The organism is Nonomuraea sp. C10, assembly GCF_008017515.1.
GTDB lineage: Bacteria > Actinomycetota > Actinomycetes > Streptosporangiales > Streptosporangiaceae > Nonomuraea > Nonomuraea ferruginea.
The window spans coordinates 2889749-2907415 of record NZ_VPFF01000001.1; the positions used below are offsets into that span (position 1 = coordinate 2889749).

14 protein-coding genes and 2 rRNA genes are annotated in these 17667 nt (G+C 68.5%); 10 read left to right on the forward strand and 6 right to left on the reverse strand.

The genetic code is table 11. The features are described 5' to 3' along the window. Positions 1–348: 348 nt before the first annotated feature. Positions 349–3454 (forward strand): 23S ribosomal RNA (locus tag FR742_RS13165). A 79-nt stretch (positions 3455–3533) separates the two neighbouring features. Continuing rightward, positions 3534–3650: ribosomal RNA gene (rrf, locus tag FR742_RS13170) — 5S ribosomal RNA — on the forward strand. 168 nt (positions 3651–3818) lie between these two features. Here rrf and FR742_RS13175 read toward each other — a convergent pair. Beyond that, a complete protein-coding gene (locus tag FR742_RS13175) occupies positions 3819–4568 on the reverse strand; it encodes a cyclopropane-fatty-acyl-phospholipid synthase family protein (RefSeq protein ID WP_148031231.1) in 750 nt (249 codons plus the stop codon). 751 nt (positions 4569–5319) lie between these two features. After that, positions 5320–6300 carry a hypothetical protein gene (locus FR742_RS45755; protein ID WP_261808503.1) on the reverse strand — a complete coding sequence of 327 codons (981 nt, stop codon included), beginning with the start codon at positions 6298–6300 and terminating at the stop codon, positions 5320–5322. On the opposite strand from FR742_RS45755, the gene FR742_RS45760 reads away from it, so the two are divergent. Further along, on the forward strand, positions 6238–7545 hold the full coding sequence (locus tag FR742_RS45760; RefSeq protein ID WP_261808504.1) for a hypothetical protein: 1308 nt from the start codon (positions 6238–6240) through the stop codon (positions 7543–7545). The two genes, FR742_RS45755 and FR742_RS45760, sit on opposite strands and share 63 nt — an antisense overlap. A gap of 55 nt (positions 7546–7600) precedes the next feature. Here the strand turns inward: FR742_RS45760 and FR742_RS13185 are convergent, their stop codons facing one another. Beyond that, positions 7601–8527 (reverse strand): MBL fold metallo-hydrolase, encoded by a 927-nt coding sequence (locus tag FR742_RS13185; protein WP_148031232.1) that lies wholly within the window; start codon positions 8525–8527, stop codon positions 7601–7603. 109 nt (positions 8528–8636) lie between these two features. On the opposite strand from FR742_RS13185, the gene FR742_RS13190 reads away from it, so the two are divergent. After that, positions 8637–9032: a single-stranded DNA-binding protein gene (locus FR742_RS13190; protein WP_187281131.1), complete on the forward strand. Its 396-nt coding sequence runs from the start codon at positions 8637–8639 to the stop codon at positions 9030–9032. A 109-nt stretch (positions 9033–9141) separates the two neighbouring features. Here the strand turns inward: FR742_RS13190 and FR742_RS13195 are convergent, their stop codons facing one another. Continuing rightward, the gene (locus FR742_RS13195) at positions 9142–10620 is read right to left on the reverse strand and encodes a DUF1015 family protein (RefSeq protein ID WP_148031234.1); all 1479 of its coding nucleotides are present in this window, start codon (positions 10618–10620) and stop codon (positions 9142–9144) included. A 98-nt stretch (positions 10621–10718) separates the two neighbouring features. On the opposite strand from FR742_RS13195, the gene FR742_RS13200 reads away from it, so the two are divergent. Further along, on the forward strand, positions 10719–11141 hold the full coding sequence (locus FR742_RS13200; protein ID WP_148031235.1) for a M48 family metallopeptidase: 423 nt from the start codon (positions 10719–10721) through the stop codon (positions 11139–11141). Positions 11142–11154: 13 nt separating this feature from the next. Here FR742_RS13200 and FR742_RS13205 read toward each other — a convergent pair whose 3' ends face one another. Continuing rightward, complete coding sequence (locus FR742_RS13205) at positions 11155–11634, reverse strand: GNAT family N-acetyltransferase (protein ID WP_187281132.1); 480 nt, start codon at positions 11632–11634, stop codon at positions 11155–11157. Positions 11635–12451: 817 nt separating this feature from the next. Here FR742_RS13205 and FR742_RS13210 point away from each other — a divergent pair. Further along, complete coding sequence (locus FR742_RS13210) at positions 12452–13423, forward strand: HAD-IIA family hydrolase (protein ID WP_148031237.1); 972 nt, start codon at positions 12452–12454, stop codon at positions 13421–13423. Between the two features lie 95 nt (positions 13424–13518). Here the strand turns inward: FR742_RS13210 and FR742_RS13215 are convergent, their stop codons facing one another. Next, complete coding sequence (locus FR742_RS13215) at positions 13519–13866, reverse strand: SCP2 sterol-binding domain-containing protein (protein ID WP_148031238.1); 348 nt, start codon at positions 13864–13866, stop codon at positions 13519–13521. A gap of 125 nt (positions 13867–13991) precedes the next feature. Here FR742_RS13215 and FR742_RS44510 point away from each other — a divergent pair, with 125 nt between their 5' ends. The 4 genes from FR742_RS44510 to recN all read left to right on the forward strand — a co-directional run bounded on the left by FR742_RS44510 (position 13992) and on the right by recN (position 17663). Then, positions 13992–14150, forward strand: a complete 159-nt coding sequence (locus FR742_RS44510) for a hypothetical protein (RefSeq protein WP_187281133.1) — start codon at positions 13992–13994, stop codon at positions 14148–14150. Further along, positions 14147–14959: a TlyA family RNA methyltransferase gene (locus FR742_RS13220; RefSeq protein WP_148031239.1), complete on the forward strand. Its 813-nt coding sequence runs from the start codon at positions 14147–14149 to the stop codon at positions 14957–14959. The genes FR742_RS44510 and FR742_RS13220 overlap by 4 nt, the downstream gene beginning before the upstream one ends. After that, on the forward strand, positions 14956–15855 hold the full coding sequence (locus FR742_RS13225) for an NAD kinase (RefSeq protein ID WP_148031240.1): 900 nt from the start codon (positions 14956–14958) through the stop codon (positions 15853–15855). Before FR742_RS13220 ends, FR742_RS13225 begins: the two co-directional genes overlap by 4 nt. A 95-nt stretch (positions 15856–15950) precedes the next feature. Continuing rightward, entirely contained in the window at positions 15951–17663 is a 1713-nt protein-coding gene (recN, locus tag FR742_RS13230; RefSeq protein ID WP_148031241.1) for a DNA repair protein RecN, read from the forward strand. Positions 17664–17667 lie beyond the last annotated feature (4 nt).

Here is a 17667-nt window from a genome sequence, read left to right on the forward strand (position 1 = left end):
GCCGGGGCCTGACCGCCCTGGTCCACGCTGTGCCTGCAAGCGAACGTCTTGCACACGGCAGCTCACTAGTGGAGCACTGGCTACTCAACCGGTCTCGGTTGTCACCGCGCTAGTACCGCCTGCCCTCCTCGTGAGGGTGGGAGTGGGAGCGTGCGATCAGAGGATCGAGACTGGTTGGACACACTGTTGGGTCCTGAGGAAACGGACCAGCTGGGCCCACTCGTTCGGGTGGGCCCGCCTGTCTGTGGGACCTCAGCACAGGACCAGGGATGTCGTCACAGGTGGTGGCGGTGGAGCTGGTTGCTGTTTGTTGTTTGAGATTTGCATAGTGGACGCGAGCATCTTTGTGGCCAAGTTTTTAAGGGCACACGGTGGATGCCTTGGCATCAGGAGCCGATGAAGGACGTGGGAGGCTGCGTTAAGCCTCGGGGAGTCGCCAACCAGACGTTGATCCGGGGATGTCCGAATGGGGAAACCTAGCACCAGTCATGTGGTGTTGCCTCCGCCTGAATGTATAGGGCGGTTGGTGGTAACGCGGGGAAGTGAAACATCTCAGTACCCGTAGGAAGAGAAAACAAGAGTGATTCCGTGAGTAGTGGTGAGCGAAAGCGGAGGAGGCTAAACCGGGCGTGTGTGATAGCCGGCAGGCGTTGCATGTCCGGGGTTGTGGGACCTTCTTGAAGTCTCTGCCGGGATTTCGAGCAGTGAGAAATCGATGGGGTAGTCGAAAGCTCTGGGAAGGGCTGCCGTAGACCGTGAGAGCCGGGTAGGCGAAACCTTGTCGACTGCTGGAGGGGATCCCAAGTAGCACGGGGCCCGAGAAATCCTGTGTGAATCTGCCAGGACCACCTGGTAAGCCTAAATACTCCCTGGTGACCGATAGTGCACGAGTACCGTGAGGGAAAGGTGAAAAGTGCCCCGGTGAGGGGTCGTGAAAGAGTACCTGAAACCGTGTGCCTACAAGCCGTAGGAGCTTACACGTCTTCGGACGTGTGTGATGTGACTGCGTGCCTTTTGAAGAATGAGCCTGCGAGTTATGGTGTGTGGCGAGGTTAACCCGTGTGGGGGAGCCGTAGCGAAAGCGAGTCTGAAGAGGGCGTTTGAGTCGCATGCTGTAGACCCGAAGCGAAGTGATCTACGCATGGGCAGGTTGAAGCTCAGGTAAGACTGGGTGGAGGACCGAACCCACCAGGGTTGAAAACCTGGGGGATGATCTGTGTGTAGGGGTGAAAGGCCAATCAAACTTCGTGATAGCTGGTTCTCCCCGAAATGCATTTAGGTGCAGCGTCACGTGTTTCTTGCCGGAGGTAGAGCACTGGATGGCCGATGGGCCCGACAAGGTTACTGACGTCAGCCAAACTCCGAATGCCGGTAAGTGAGAGCGTGGCAGTGAGACTGCGGGCGATAAGGTTCGTAGTCGAGAGGGAAACAGCCCAGATCACCGACTAAGGCCCCTAAGCGTGTGCTAAGTGGGAAAGGATGTGGAGTCGCAGAGACAACCAGGAGGTTGGCTTAGAAGCAGCCATCCTTGAAAGAGTGCGTAATAGCTCACTGGTCAAGTGATTCTGCGCCGACAATGTAGCGGGGCTCAAGTACACCGCCGAAGTCGTGGCACTGATGGGACGTGAGTCTTGTTGGTGGGTAGGGGAGCGTCGTGCAGCCGGTGAAGCCGCCGAGTGATCGAGTGGTGGAGGCTGTGCGAGTGAGAATGCAGGCATGAGTAGCGAATCGAGGGTGAGAAACCCTCGCGCCGGATGACCAAGGGTTCCTGGGGCAGGTTAATCCGCCCAGGGTAAGTCGGGACCTAAGGCGAGGCCGACAGGCGTAGTCGATGGACAACGGGTTGATATTCCCGTACCCGCTTCAATGCGCCCATACTGAACCCATTGATACTAAGAGTCCTTAAGTCAGCCGGCCCTTCGGGGCGGGTGTTAGGCCGAACGCTCGACCTGATTTGGTAGTAGGTAAGCGATGGGGTGACGCAGGAAGGTAGTCCAGCCCAGGCGATGGTTGTCCTGGGGTAAGCATGTAGGACGGAACGTAGGCAAATCCGCGTTCCATGTGTCTGAGATGTGATGCCGAGCCGATTGTGGCGAAGTGGATGATCCTATGCTGCCGAGAAAAGCCTCTAGTGAGTGTTGTGGCGGCCCGTACCCTAAACCGACTCAGGTGGTCAGGTAGAGAATACCAAGGCGATCGGGTGAACTGTGGTTAAGGAACTCGGCAAATTGCCCCCGTAACTTCGGGAGAAGGGGGACCTCTGCTGGTGAACGCCCTTGCGGTGGGAGCTGGTGGGGGTCGCAGTGGCCAGGGGGAAGCGACTGTTTACTAAAAACACAGGTCCGTGCGAAGTCGTAAGACGATGTATACGGACTGACGCCTGCCCGGTGCCGGAACGTTAAGGGGACCGCTTAGCGCGATTCGTCGTGCGAAGGTGAGAACTTAAGCGCCGGTAAACGGCGGTGGTAACTATAACCATCCTAAGGTAGCGAAATTCCTTGTCGGGTAAGTTCCGACCTGCACGAATGGCGTAACGACTTCCCCGCTGTCTCAACCGCAGACCCGGCGAAATTGCACTACGAGTAAAGATGCTCGTTTCGCGCAGCAGGACGGAAAGACCCCGGGACCTTCACTACAGCTTGACATTGGTGTTTGGAGCGTCTTGTGTAGGATAGGTGGGAGACTGGGAAGCTCGGACGCTAGTTCGGGTGGAGTCATTGGTGAAATACCACTCTGGTCGTTTTGAATGTCTAACTCTGGTCCGTGATCCGGATCGGGGACAGTGTCTGGTGGGTAGTTTAACTGGGGCGGTTGCCTCCTAAAGGGTAACGGAGGCGCCCAAAGGTTCCCTCAGCCTGGTTGGCAATCAGGTGTTGAGTGTAAGTGCACAAGGGAGCTTGACTGTGAGACTGACGGGTCGAGCAGGAGCGAAAGCTGGGACTAGTGATCCGGCATCGGCGTGTGGAAGCGGTGTCGCTCAACGGCTAAAAGGTACCCCGGGGATAACAGGCTGATCTTCCCCAAGAGTCCATATCGACGGGATGGTTTGGCACCTCGATGTCGGCTCGTCGCATCCTGGGGCTGGAGTAGGTCCCAAGGGTTGGGCTGTTCGCCCATTAAAGCGGTACGCGAGCTGGGTTTAGAACGTCGCGAGACAGTTCGGTCCCTATCCGCTGCGCGCGCAGGAGACTTGAAAGGGGCTGTCCCTAGTACGAGAGGACCGGGACGGACGAACCTCTGGTGTGCCAGTTGTATCGCCAGGTGCATGGCTGGTTGGCTACGTTCGGGAGGGATAACCGCTGAAAGCATCTAAGCGGGAAGCTTGCCTTGAGATGAGGTCTCCCACCCTGTGAAGGGGTAAGGCTCCCGGTAGACGACCGGGTTGATAGGCCGGAGGTGGAAGCGCGGTAACGTGTGGAGCTGACCGGTACTAATAGGCCGAGGACTTGACCACAAAGCGTTCTTTTTGAGTTTTGCTCGCGTCCACTAGGCAATTCTGAGACAGCAAGCGGTGCTTGTGTGTTTCGGAGGGTTACGGCGGTTATGGCGGGAAGGAAACACCCGGTTACATTCCGAACCCGGAAGTTAAGCTTCTCTGCGCCGATGGTACTGCACTCGGGAGGGTGTGGGAGAGTAGGTCACCGCCGGACAATTTTCATATGGGAAAGGCCCCGACAGTAGTGTCGGGGCCTTTTTCGTGGGTGGGCCCTGAGGCTTCGGTCTCGGGGGTTTTTCTTGTGGTGAGCCCCGAGGCTTCGGCTTCGGGGCTTTTCTCGTTTTCTGGGGCCTCGGCATGCTTGCCGAGGCCCCTTTGTGTTTCAGGAGGTCGCCTCCTGGCGGAGTACGAAGACACCCCAGCCCAGATACTCCCGCCCGTACTCCAGATGTGAGCGCCTGGCCGTCGTCAGGAACTCACGCATGGCGTCGGCGTCGGGATCTCCGGGGTTGGCGCGAAGCCAGTCGCTTATCGTCCACCACTGGCTCGCCACGTACCGATCCCAGCTGTCCGGGCTGGCCAGCACCATTTCCAGCAGCTCGAATCCCGCCTGCTCGAAACGCTCGCCCGTACCGGAAAGAGAGGTGAAGGTGTCCTCCTCCAGAGAGAGGGCCCGCACCGCTTCGGGCGGGGGCGGGGTCGTCCAGTAGCACTCTCCCACCAGGGCGAGCCCGTCACGGCGGAGGGGGCGGCGCATCAGGTCGAGGGTGCCGGAAAGGCCGCCGCCGATCCACGTCGCGCCGATGCAGGACACGATGTCGAACGCTTCCGGTTCGGCGTCGTATGTGCCGGCGTCCGCTTCGACGAACTGGACGCGGTCGGCGACCTCCAGTTCACCGGCGCGATCTCTCGCCGCTTCCAGGAACACCTTGCTGATGTCGACGCCGATGCCCTGATGGCCGTAACGGGCGGACCAGCGATTCAACATTTCGCCCTTGCCGCACGCCAGGTCGAGTTGCCGCGTTCCCGCGTCGACATGGCAGATCTCGCCCAGCAGATCGAGCTTGTCATCGGTGAGCGGATTGAGTATGCGGTGACGGGCTTCGGCGATTTCATGGAAGCGCAGAGACATGGGGTCAGTCTCACGGAAGCCGCCTCGGCCCTGCCACTCAATATGCGGGTCACTCAGATGACCGGCGGCTTCAGGTTGGCCGGATCCGTGGTTGTGCGGGTTCCGGACATGCCCCGGCTTGCTAGGCTGGGGGAGTACCGGGCCACCCCAACCACGGGTGGCCTTCGTCGCGTAAGGCCCGGGATGGGCGGCGACCAGCCACGGCGGGCCCGTACGGGTAATAGAGGCTCGCTGAGTGAGCCAACGAAATGGACCAGAAGTGAACAGAGATAGCGGATCGGACGGCGAGCAGCGCGGGCGCGGCGACAACGGGGGCGAGCGCTCGCATGGCGACAGGAACGGCGGATCCGGTTCCCGCGGGCGCGACGATCGAGACCGTCCGTTCCGTTCAGGCGGCGACAGGCGTTCCTATCAGGACCGAGGCCGGGGAGGCCAGGGGCGGGGCGAAGGCGGTGGCGGCCGGCCGTTCCGCGACCGCGACGATCGCGGGCCGCGCGGCGCCGGGGGTTACCGGGATCGCCGTGAGGGCGACGACCGCCGTTCCTATCGGGATCGTGACGAAGGTCGTCCTTCCGGAGACCGTGGCGAGAGCCGGCCGTACCGGGACCGTGATGACCGCGGTCCTCGGCAGGAGCGTGGTTACAGCGGCGAGCGCCGGTCGTTCCGGGATCGGGACGACCGTGGACCGCGTGGTGAGGGCGACCGTCGTCCCTTCCGCGATCGGGACGACCGCGGCTCCCAGCGTGGCCCGTCAAGGGACAGGGACGAACGTCGGCCCTACCAGGACCGGGGGGATCGTCCGTCCTATCAGGATCGTGGGGAGCGTCGGCCGTACCAAGATCGTGGGGACCGTCCCTCTTACCAGGACCGTGGCGAGCGTCGCCCCTATCAGGACCGGGGAGACCGCCCGTCCTACCAGGACCGGGGTGACCGTCGGCCGCACCAGGATCGTGGGGACCGTCCGTCCTATCAGGATCGTGGGGAGCGTCGGCCGTACCAAGATCGTGGGGACCGTCCGTCCTATCAGAATCGTGGGGACCGTCGGCCGTACCAAGATCGTGGGGACCGCCCGTCCTACCAGGACCGTGGCGAGCGTCGCCCTTACCAGAACCGGGGGGATCGTCCGTCCCATCAGGATCGTGGCGAGCGTCGGCCCTATCAGGACCGTGGGGACCGTCCCTCCTACCAGGATCGTGGCGAGCGTCGGCCCTACCAAGACCGTGGGGACCGTCGGCCGGATCAGGATCGTGGCGAGCGTCGCCCCTATCAGGACCGGGGTGACCGTCCGTCCTATCAGGATCGTGGGGAGCGTCGCCCGTACCGCGATCGGGACGAGAGTCGTCCTCCCAGGGATCGTGATGAGCGTCGTCCGTACCGGGATCGCGACGATCGCGGCTCCAGGAGCGAGGTTGAGCGCCGTCCCTTCAGGGAGCGCGACGATCGCGGACCCCGGCGTGACGACCGTGGCCCGCGCCGTGAGGGGGGCTCGCGTCCGTTCTCGCGGGAGGAGCGGCCCGGCACTCGCGCCCGCTTCGGCAGGGACGACCGCGAGGGCGACCGGCCGCAGCGCGAGCCGCTGCCTGAGGTCGCGCCCGACATCAGTGCCGACGACCTCGACAAGGAGGTGCGCGAGGAGCTGCGGTCCCTGCCCACGGATCTTGCGGAGCTGGTGGGCCGGCACCTCCTCGCCGCCGAGCGCGCCCTCGAAGAGGACGATCCCGACAAGGCTCACGAACACACCAAGGTGGCGCGCAGGTTCGCGGCCAGGATCGGTGTCGTACGGGAGGCAGCCGGCATCGTCGCGTACCGGGCCGGACACTTCAGCGAGGCGTTGAGCGATCTGCGCGCCGCCAGGAGGATGACCGGTTCGGAGGCGTACCTGCCGGTCATGGCGGATTGCGAGCGCGGGATGGGACGTCCGGAACGGGCGCTCGACCTGGTGCGCTCGCCGGAGGCCGAGCGGCTTGACCGGGCCGGGCGGATCGAGCTGACGATCGTGGAGTCGGGGGCGCGTCGCGACCTCGGCCAGCACGACGCGGCGGTCATCACGCTCCAGCGGCTTCCGGAGCTGCGCGACCCGCAGCCCCGTCCGTGGTCGGCGCGCCTGGCGTTCGCGTACGCGGACGCGCTGGAGGAAGCGGGACACCACGACGCGGCGGTGGACTGGTTCGGCAGGGCGGTGGCGTTCGACGAGGACGGCGAGACGGACGCCGCCGAGCGGTACGCCGAGCTGACCGGCGCGACGATCGAGGACGTCGAGGAAGGCTACGACGAGGACTTCGTGTCCCCGGGGGACGCCGCTTCCGAGGCATCCACGGAGGCCGGCGGCGAAGGCGAACCGGAAGCTCGTGACGCCGGACCGGCCGCGCAGGATGCCGGCAAGGCCGGCAGCGAGGCGGAGCCGGACGCGCCGCGTGCTGAAGAGGCCGACCATGACGCCGAGCAGGGCAGGTCGTCCGAGCGGCCCGGCGTGGACAACCGCCGTGAGCAGGCCGAGAGCGTCCCGGCTGCGTCGCCTGAGCAGTCCGGGGACGACAGCGACTCGGCCACGTCCCCCGAGCAGGCTCGGGGGGAGGCAGGTACGTCGGCCGAGCGGGCTGAGGGCGAGAGCGACGCGGCCACGTCGCCGGGGCAGCCTCGGGAGGCGGGTACGTCGGCCGAGCGCGCCGGGGACGAGAGTGTCGCTACGTCGCCTGAGCGGGCTGAGGGTGAGAGCACCTCGGCCATGTCGCCCGGGCGGGCTCGGGAGGAGGCGGGTACGTCGCCTGAGCAGGCCGGGGGCGCGTCGTCCAAGCGAACCGGCGGGGCGGCACGACCCGTTCAGACGGGCGAGCCCGTAGTGGGCGAGCCGGACGAGCCGGCGGATGCCGAGCACGGAAAGCAGGGCGGCGCTTCATCGGTGCCGATCTCCCCGTCCTTCATCGAGCCGGACTTCGGTGACCATGCTGGGGACGAACCCGGTAAGCAGTCCGAGTAGGTGACGTTCTCGGGTACGCACTCCCGTTCCGGCGAGTGCGTACCCGAGGTCGCGTTCACGGGGAGACGCGGTCCAGCCAGTGGAGGATGCCGGCGACGTTCGACGGGGCGCCGCTGAGCAGCTCGAACTGCTCGGCCGTCTCGTCGTCGCCGGCCAGCGCCTGGTAGCGCTCTCTGGTACGGTCCCGCACCATGGCCACGGCGTGGTCCAGGTCCAAGCCTTCGGCGTGGGCCTGGCGGGTGAGGTCCACCCAGATGCGCAGCTCCTCAGCTGATCGGTCAAGTGTGTCCCGTACCGCGTCGACCGGCCCGTAATGGCTGAACAGCAGCCGTTGTGGCTGCAGTGCCTGGAACAGGGCGATCGAGTCGAGGGCGGTCTGCAGGTCGAAGTCCGGAGGCGGGGTGGCCGGGCGCAGATCGCCGGTCTGCGGCAGGTAGACGCCCGCGGCGTCGCCGACATAGAGGTCACCGGTGGCGGAGTCGATCAGCCCTACGTGGTGCTTGGCGTGGCCGGGAGAGTAGTGGCTGCTCAGCGTCCTGCCGTTGCCGAGGTCGATGGCGCCGGTGTCGCCGAGGGCGACGATGCGTTCGGCCTCGGTGGGGGAGAGCTCGCCGAACAGCGTGTCCAGGCGGTCTCCCCACACCATTCTGGCGCTGGCCATCAGCCTGGCCGGTTCGGCCAGATGCCGGGCGCCCTTCTCGTGTACGACGACCTGCGCGGACGGGAAGAACTTGGCGATGTCTCCCACCCCGCCCGCGTGGTCGAGATGAATGTGCGTGACCACGACGGTGGCCAGATCCTCCGGGCCGACGCCCAGCGACGCGAGCGCGTCTCGCACGACGGGGGCCGAGGTGGATGTCCCCGTTTCGACCAGGCAGGGACGATCACCCAGGATGAGGTAACCGGCGGTGATACCTGAGTATCCGGCCATCTTCGTGTCGATCTCATAGACGTCGCCGCCCAGGGCGGTGATGTTGTCCACAGGCACTCCAGAGCCGTGTCCGCTATCCCCAGAACGGCGTTCGAGCCGAACTGGACTTCCTCACATCGTAGAGAGTGATCTCCACCCGATCACCAATGGGAGGACGACAGTGGACCGCAACGAGGTCTTGCTGGTGGGACGGCTGTCCGCGGCAGTCGAAGACCGGAGTCTGCCGAGCGGCGACACCATGACGAAGTGGCGGCTGCTGGTGCGCCGCCGCAGGCACAGGCGGGACGGCATGGTCACCGACAGCATTCCGTGCGTCAGCTTCAACCAGGAGGTGGCCGACGTCCTCCGCACTCTCCGACCCCGTGACGCCATGGAGGTCACCGGTGCCTTCCGCTGCCGTGTCTTCGGTCCGGCGTCGGGCAAGGTCTGGGCCTACGAGGTCGAGGTGGCCACGGTCAGGGTCATCGAGGCCGACCCCCTCCCGGCGGGCGAGCCCGGCGAACCGCCGGTCCCTTCCGCGCCCCGCCCGGTCGCCGTCCTCGCCGAGGCGGGCTGACGCCGGGCGGTCCGTTCGGCGCGCCGTCCGTGATGGGCGGTCCGCTCGGCGGGCCGTCCGAGACGGGCCGGTGCTCTCCGCCGTCGGTGCTCGTGACAGGGGAGAACGGTCAGCGGATGGCGAAGGTTCGCAGGACCAGGCCCGTGCGGGGCTTGGGGCCGAAGGAGGTCGACTTGCGCGGCACCCGCTCGCCGCCCGACGCCACCGCGAGGACGTCGGCGACGTCCAGCGGTCTGAGGATCACGGCGGTGCCACCTGTGGCCGCGGCGAGCTGCACGGCGGCGTGCGGGTCGTGGTGCACGATCCGCACCGTCTCCTCGTCGTCGCGCAGGCCCCACACCTTGGGCAGGACGAACTCGGTGAGGATGGAGGTGTTCAGCGAGTTCCACCGGGCCGAGCGGTCCGCCGGCATGGCCTGCGCGAGTTGCAGCGGGTCGGGGCTGGTGAGGAGGTGCGCGCCGTTCTCACAGGCCAGCAGGAAGGCCGGGCCTTCGGTGTGGTGGAGCGCGTGGATGCCCTCGTCGAGGTCGCTGAGATCCTGTACGCGCCACGAGCCCTTGGCCCTGGCCACCGCCTCCTCCAGCGGGAGGCCGGGGATGACGCGATGGATGGCCTTGAGGTCGGGCGGGTACGCGTCGGTGTCCACGAGCAACGCCAGGCCGAAGTCCCACGGGCTCCGCTTGACCTGCTCCGAGTCCTGAGCGCCTCGGCCGTCGTCCTCACGGCCGTTCGAGGGGATCCCGTCCTGGGCGGGGTGGCCGGGTCCGGTGGGTTCGGCGTGCAGGGCGTGTTCGCGGCGCTGGAGTATGCGGTACGTCGCGTACCTGTGGTGGCCGTCGGCGATGAGGGCCTGGCGGGGATGGAGGTCGGCGTTGACGGCGGCTATCTCCGCGTCGTCGGTGACCGCCCAGAGCCGGTGGGTGAGGCCGTCCTCGGTGTGCGCGGTGACCAGGGGCTCGCGGTGGGTGGCCACCTCGTCCACGAGGCGGGTCGCCGCGCCGTCCTGGCCGTTGTAGAGGAGGAAGATGGGCTCGAGGTTGGCCTGGGTGGTGCTCATGAGGGCCAGGCGGTCGGTGATGGGGCCGGGTAGCACGTCCTCGTGCGGCAGGATGATGCGCTGCGCCGGATCCGGGAGGCAGACGTCGCCGATGATGCCGCGCTGCAGCACCCCTGGGCCTCGCTGCTCGTACACGTAGAGCGCCGGCTGCTCGTCGGGGACGAGGACACCGGACGCGAGCCACGCTTCCAGCGTTCTTCCCGCCTCCTGATACCTGGAATTGGGCGAGACTTGGATCTGACTTTGGGAGGAAACAAGAGGATTGTCAGAGTTAATGGTGTTCTGGTCTGTAGAGGTAGAGGGATCGGAAGGGGGCTTCTGAGCATCAGTGCCGGGTCTGCCGGGAACGATGAGACGGACGACGTTGTTGGGATGAGCGTCCAGCAGGGCGCTCACATCGCCGTCGGAGATCAGGTCGTAAGGCGGGGAGGTCACCTTGGCGGGATCGTCTACGGCGAAGCGGACGCCCCGGAACGGGCGAAGGATCAGCCCGTCCGGTATCGGCAGTTCAGAATTCCCCATACCGGGCATGCTGCCATAAACGCCCGAGTCTTCCCGTAGTCGCCTCAATGCCCCGCTGGGATCCGATTCCGTAACTCCGTCGTATGCCGATGTAGGAGGGCTCACGCATGATGGAAGGTGCCGACGGCCGCGCAGATTCCCCCGGCACTCCCCAGGGTGACGTGTACGACTGGTACCAGCGGGGTGTGAAGCTCTTGAAGGAGGGCAGCCCCGCGGCCGCCGCCGCGCTGCTGGAGCGTGCCGCCGACGCGGAGCCGGATTCGCGCAGCATCAGGGAGGCGCTGGCACGGGCCCAGTTCAACTCCCGCCGGTACGCGGAGGCGGCCAGCAGTTTCCAGTGGATCGTGGACGACAACCCGACGGAGGATTACGCGTACTTCGGGTTGGGGCTGTCGCTGTGGCGGACCGGCGACATCGAGGCGGCCCAGGAGCCGCTGGCGATCGCCGTCGCCATGCGGCCCGACGATCGCAACTACGTGTCGGCGTTGCGCAGCGTCCGGGCCACCTTAAAGGCCCGGAGGGACATGTGAGGCGCGGCTGCCGTCACGGAGGGCTGATCACGTACTGGAGTATGCCGTCCGCACCGCCCCTGGGCACGGCGCCCAGGCGCCGGGCCAGGCGCTGGGAGGCGACGTTGCCCTCGTCGGTCTCCAGCAGGATCTCCTTGAGGCCCGCTCGCCGGCCCGTCTCCAGGACGGCGAGGGCGGCCTCGGTGGCCAGGCCGGAGCCCCAGCGGGCGGGTTCGAGGCTGTAGACGATCTCCACCTGGCCGCTGTCGTGCCGGCGAAGGCCGCACACGCCGACGAGCTCGTCCCGCAGGTATGCCTTCCACAGGCCGTACCCGTGTTCGGTGAAGTCGTCAGCGCTGTCGGCGAGGATGGTGGCGGCGAGTTCGGCGGAGACCTCCCGGTCGTCGAACAGGTACTGCCTCACTTCCGGCTGGTTCCAGTGCGCGACCAGGATGTCCAGGTCGGCCTGACTGGCCGGGAGTAGTTCCAGCCGGTTGGTACGAAGAACCGTCACACCATCCAGGAAACACGTGTCATCGCCGTCACGCAGCCCGATAGAGCTCCTGTCGCTGTATGACGGCCTCCCCAGGGGAACTCGCCACCGGGGATGAGTGCACCGTTCGGCGTGCGGCCTCGGCGGGTCGGACGTGACTGACGGTAAGAGCAGCGCGCCTCGCGGCACCTTCCACGGCGGATCTGCAGGGCAGGTCGGCGTGGCAGGTCTAGGCGATGCGTGGTGGGTCTGGGCGGTGCGCCTGGGTGGCGGTCTGCGTGGTGGGTCTGGGCGGTGCGCCTGGGTGGCGGTCTGCGCGGTGGGTCTGCGCGGTGGGTCTGCGCGGTGAGTCTGCGTGGCGGGGCCGCGTGGCGGGGCCGCGTGGCGGGTCTGCGCGGTGCGTCAGCATGGCGGATTTTCGTGGCGGATCTGTACGGAGATCCCTCACAGCGGTCTCCCGGGTGGGGTTCCACTGCGGGACCTGGGGTGTTGTGTGTCGACCTCTGAGTCGGTCGTGGAGTGGGGCCGGCAGCAGATATCCACGGTGGGTCTCCCGAGGCGGGGCTCGACGGCGTCGCATGGGCCTGTGGGCGGTCTCATGTGGTTCTGGGCGTCCGGTGGCAGGAGCTCTGCGGCCGTGGTCTTGGGCAGCCGGTCGGGGTGGCGGGTGTGCGGGAATGGGAGTTCACGGGGGTGCTGGAACGGGACTCGCGGGGGTGCTGGAACGGGACTCGCGGGGGTGCGGGGACGGGATTCGCGGGGGTATGGGCGCGAACGTGGCGGTGGGACGGCGGGCTAGAGTCTCACAGGATGTGAGCCGGAGACGGAAAGAGGCGCGGTGCTGATCGACGGTTACGACACCCTGCTGCTCGACCTCGACGGCGTCGTGTATCTCGGGCCAAGGGCCGTGCGCGGCGCGGCCGAGGCGCTGGAGGAGGCGGGGCGGCAGGGGGTGAGGCTGGCGTACGTGACGAACAACGCCTCACGGACGCCGGCCGCCATCGCCGCCCATCTGCGGGAGCTGAGGGTTCCCGCCGAGCGGGACGACGTGGTGACGTCGGCGCAGGCGGCGGCGCGGGTGGTGGCCGAGCGGGTGCCGGCGGGGGCGAAGGTGCTGGTCGTCGGCGGGGCCGGGCTGCGGATGGCCGTGCGCGGGCAGGGGCTGAGGCCCGTCACGGCGGCGGCCGAGGGGCCCGCGGCCGTGGTGCAGGGGATGTGGGCGGGGCTGTCGTACGGGCTGCTGGCCGAAGGGGCGCTGGCGGTGCGGCAGGGGGCGCTGTTCGTGGCCGCCAACCGCGACTCGACCATGCCCACCGGGCGCGGCGAGGTGCCGGGCAACGGGGCGATGTCGCGGGTGATCGCGTCGGCGACCGGGGTGGAGCCGCTCTACGCGGGGAAGCCGGATCCGCCGCTGCACCGGGAGTCGATGATCCGTACGGGGGCGCGGCGGCCGCTGGTGGTCGGCGACCGGCTCGACACCGACATCGAGGGGGCGCGGAACGCGGGTGTCGACGGGCTGCTGGTGCTCACGGGGGTGGCCAAGCCGCTCGACGTGCTCACCGCGCCGCCGCACCAGCGGCCGACGTACGTGGCCGAGGACTTGTCCGGCCTGCTGGCACCGTACCCGGAAGTGCGGGACGGGGCGTGCGGCGGGTGGCGGGCCCGCTGGGTGGACGGGACGCTGCGGCTCGACGGCGACGGGAGCCGGATCGACGGGCTGAGGGCGGCGTGCGACGCGGCGTGGGCGGCGGCGGGGGACAGCCCCGCCGAGGAGGACGCGGTCAAGCCGGTGCTCGGTCGGATCGGCTGATCCGGTGCTCGGGGACGACCGGCTGACCCGGTGATCGGCGGAGGAATCGACCCGGACCGGCCACGCCGCCTGCGGTGAGCGGGCGGGCGGCTCGGTCAGAGGAGCCGGCGCAGGCGGAGCAGGTCGCCGAAGCTGGCGTCGATCCTCACCCGGCCGCCGAGCAGCGCACGGGCCAGATCCAGCTCTCCGTCGACCAGCGCCACGAGGTCGTCGCTGACGATCGTCAGCTTCACGTCGGCCGGCCTGCCGTCGGCCGGCGGCGCCTCCAGGAACGGGTCCAGGCCCCCGTGGTGCAGGCGTCCGTGGAAGGTCACGTCGAGATCGGAGACGCGGCAGCTGACCGTGCGCTCGACCACATGCCTGGCACGGTCCTCCTCGTCGATCTCGTCGAACTGCGCGACGAGCTTGACCAGTGCCGCCCGGCACTCCTCGACGCTTGCCATGATCGCTCCCTTTCTACTTCCTTTACGGTCGGTAGCGTTCCACACCGAGCGCCCCGTATGACCCTTCAACGCGTGACACGCCTGCCAAGGTCCCGCGCGCTCGCCCGAGGCGTTACCGTCGAGTCATGAGTGAGCTGCCAGAGGAGACCGGCGACGCGCGGGTCGACGCGGTCCTCGCCGGGCTGGGCCGGCTGCCGGGCCTGCCGGTGAGCGATCACGTGGCGGTGTTCGAAGAGGCGTTCTCCGGGCTGGAGGCCGCGCTGGGCGCCGTGGACGCCCAGTGAGCCGCAGAGTCCGGCTCGACAGCGAGCTCGTGCGGCGCGGGCTGGCCCGCTCCCGGGAGCAGGCGGTCCAGCTCATCGAGGCGGGCCGCGTCACCGTGGGCGGACGGCGGGCGGCCAAGCCGGCCACCCAGGTCGACACCGCCGCCGCCGTCGTCGTCGCCGAGTCCCAGGACGGCCCCGACTACGTCTCGCGCGGCGCCCACAAGCTCATCGGGGCGCTCGACACGTTCGGGAGCCTCACCGTCGAAGGGCGGCGCTGCCTCGACGCCGGCGCGTCCACCGGCGGGTTCACCGACGTGCTGCTGCGCCGCGGCGCGGCGCACGTGCTCGCCGTCGACGTCGGCTACGGCCAGCTCGCCTGGTCGCTGCGCACCGACGAGCGGGTCACGGTGATGGAGCGGGTCAACGTCCGCGACCTCACTCCGGATCTCGTCGGCGAGCCGCCCACGCTGGTCGTCGGCGACCTGTCGTTCATCTCGCTGCGGCTCGTGCTGCCCGCGCTGGCCGCCGTCGCGGCGCCGGAGGCCGACTTCGTGATGCTGGTCAAGCCGCAGTTCGAGGTGGGCAAGGACCTCGTCGGCGCGGGCGGGGTGGTGCGCGACCCCGAGCTGCGGGCGGGGGCCGTGCGCGCGGCCGCGGCCGAGGCGGCGCGGCTGGGGCTGGCCGTGCGCGGCGTCACCTACAGCCCGCTGCCCGGGCCGTCGGGCAACGTCGAGTACCTGCTGTGGCTGGGCAAGGGGGAGGGCGAGCCGCCGGTCGCCGACCTCGAGCACGAGATCCGGCGGGCCGTCGCGGAAGGGCCGCAATGAACCGGACCGTCCTGGTCACCGTCCACACCGGCCGCGAGGCCGCCGTCGAGAGCGCCCGCCTGGTCATCCGGCGGCTGCTCGACGCGGGCCTGCGCGTACGGGTCCTCGACGTGGAGGCCGGCGAGGTCGGCGCGGAAGGCGTGGAGGTGGTGCCCGCGGAGCCGAGCGCCGCCAAGGACGCCGAGGTGATGATCGTGCTCGGAGGTGACGGGTCGCTGCTGCGCTCGGCCGAACTGGCCAGGCCGACCCGCACCCCGCTGCTCGGCGTGAACCTGGGCCACGTCGGGTTCCTCGCCGAGGCCGAGGTCGCCGACCTGGACGACGCCGTCGACGACGTGGTCGCCGGCCGCTACGACGTCGAGGAACGCATGACCGTCGACGTGCTGGCCCGCCAGAACGGCAACGTCATCGCCGACACCTGGGCGCTCAACGAGGTCACCGTCGAGAAGCAGGAGCGCATGCTGGAGGTGGTGGCGGAGATCGACGGGCGGCCGCTGTCACGCTGGGGCTGCGACGGCGTGATCTGCGCCACCCCGACCGGGTCCACCGCCTACGCGTTCTCCGCCGGGGGGCCCGTGGTCTGGCCGGAGGTCGAGGCGCTGCTCATGGTCCCGATCAGCGCCCACGCCCTGTTCGCCCGGCCGCTCGTCATCTCGCCGCGCTCCACGGTCGCCGTCGAGATCCTGCCCGACACCCCGGGCGGGGTGCTGTCGTGCGACGGCCGCCGCCGCTTCGACCTGCCCTCCGGCAGCCGCGTCGAGGTGCGGCGCGGCGCCGAGCCGGTGCTGCTGGCCCGGCTGCACGGCGTCGAGAGCACCGGCGCCCCCTTCACCGACAGGCTGGTCGCCAAGTTCGAACTACCTGTGCAGGGCTGGCGTGGGAGGGTGCGACCCTGAATGAATTGAAGGGCCGAACACGTAGGATCGCATACGCACACGTGTTCGGGCCGCGGCGCGGTTGATCGTATTCTCGCAAGTGACGGGAGTGGGCAGTGCGACCAAGGGTCGAGGAGGTCCGCATCCAGGGGCTCGGTGTCATCGATGAGGCCGTGCTGGAGCTATCGCCGGGCTTCAACGTGGTGACCGGCGAGACCGGCGCGGGCAAGACGATGGTCGTCACCGGCCTCGGGCTGCTGTTCGGCGGCCGGGCCGACCCGTCCCGCATCAGACCGGGCGCCGACAAGGCCACCGTCGAGGGCACGCTCGTCATCGAGCCGGGCGGCCGCGTGTCCCAGCAGGTCGAGGACATCGGCGGCCAGGCCGAGGACGGCGAGCTGATCATCTCTCGCACGGTCTCCGCCGAGGGCCGTTCGCGCGCCTGGCTCGGCGGCCGGTCCGTGCCCGTCGGCACGCTGACCTACCTCGCCGACGACCTGGTGGCCGTGCATGGCCAGATGGACCAGCAGCGGCTGCTCCAGCCCGCCAGGCAGCGCGCCGCGCTCGACCGCTACGCCGGCAACGACCTGGTCAAGCCCCTGCGGGCCTACCAGCAGGCATACAAGCGCCACAAGCAGGTCGGCGCGCAGGTCGAGGAGCTGACCACCAGGGCCAGGGAGCGCGCGCAGGAGGCCGACCTGCTCAGGTTCGGCCTGGAGGAGGTCGAGAAGGTCGACCCCAAGCCCGGTGAGGACGCCGCGCTGCGCGAGGAGGAGGAGCGGCTCTCCCACGCCGACGCCCTCCGCACCGCCGCGACCGGCGCCCACACCGCGCTGCTCGGCGACCCCATGGAGGCGGCCGACGGCGGCGCCCACGACGTGATCTCGCTGCTCGGCGAGGCCCGCGCGGCCGTCGAAGCGGTCCGCGACTACGATCCCGCGCTGGCCGCCGTCGCCGACCGGCTGGCAGAGGCCGGCTACCTGATCTCCGACGTGGCCACCGACCTGGCCTCCTACGCCGAGTCGGTCGAATCCGACCCCGCCCGGCTGGCCGCCGTCCAGGAGCGCAGGTCCGTGCTCACCGGCCTCATCCGCAAGTACGGCGAGGACAGCGCCGCGGTGCTGGCCTGGGCGCAGCAGGCGGCCGCCCGGCTGGCCGAGCTGGAGGGCGACGACGACCGCGTCGGCGAGCTCACCCGCGAGTACGACGAGCTGACCGAACGGCTGACCGAGCTGGCCGGCGAGCTGACCCGGGTGCGCGAGGCCGCCGCCGAGCGCTTCGGCAAGGCCGTCACCGAGGAGCTGACCGCGCTGGCGATGCCGCACGCCCGGGTCGTCGTCCAGCTCGCCAGGGCCGCCGAGTTCGGCCCCGACGGGGTCGACGAGGTGGAGCTGCGCATGGCGGCCCACCCCGCCGCGCCGCCGCTGCCGCTCAACAAGGGCGCCTCCGGCGGTGAGCTGAGCCGGGTGATGCTCGCCATCGAGGTCGTGTTCGCCGGCGCGGACCCGGTGCCCACGTTCGTCTTCGACGAGGTCGACGCGGGGGTGGGCGGCAAGGCCGCGGTGGAGATCGGGCGCAGGCTGGCCAGGCTGGCGCGCACCGCCCAGGTGGTCGTCGTCACCCACCTGCCGCAGGTCGCCGCCTTCGCCGACCAGCACCTGGTGGTGGAGAAGGCCGGCGACGGCAGCGTGGTGCGCAGCGGCGTGGTCACGCTCGACCACGAAGGGCGGGTGCGCGAGCTGTCGCGCATGCTGGCCGGCTTGGAGGACTCCGAACTGGGCAGAGCGCATGCAGAAGAACTTCTAGGGTTGGCGGCGGCCGACAGGTGATTCC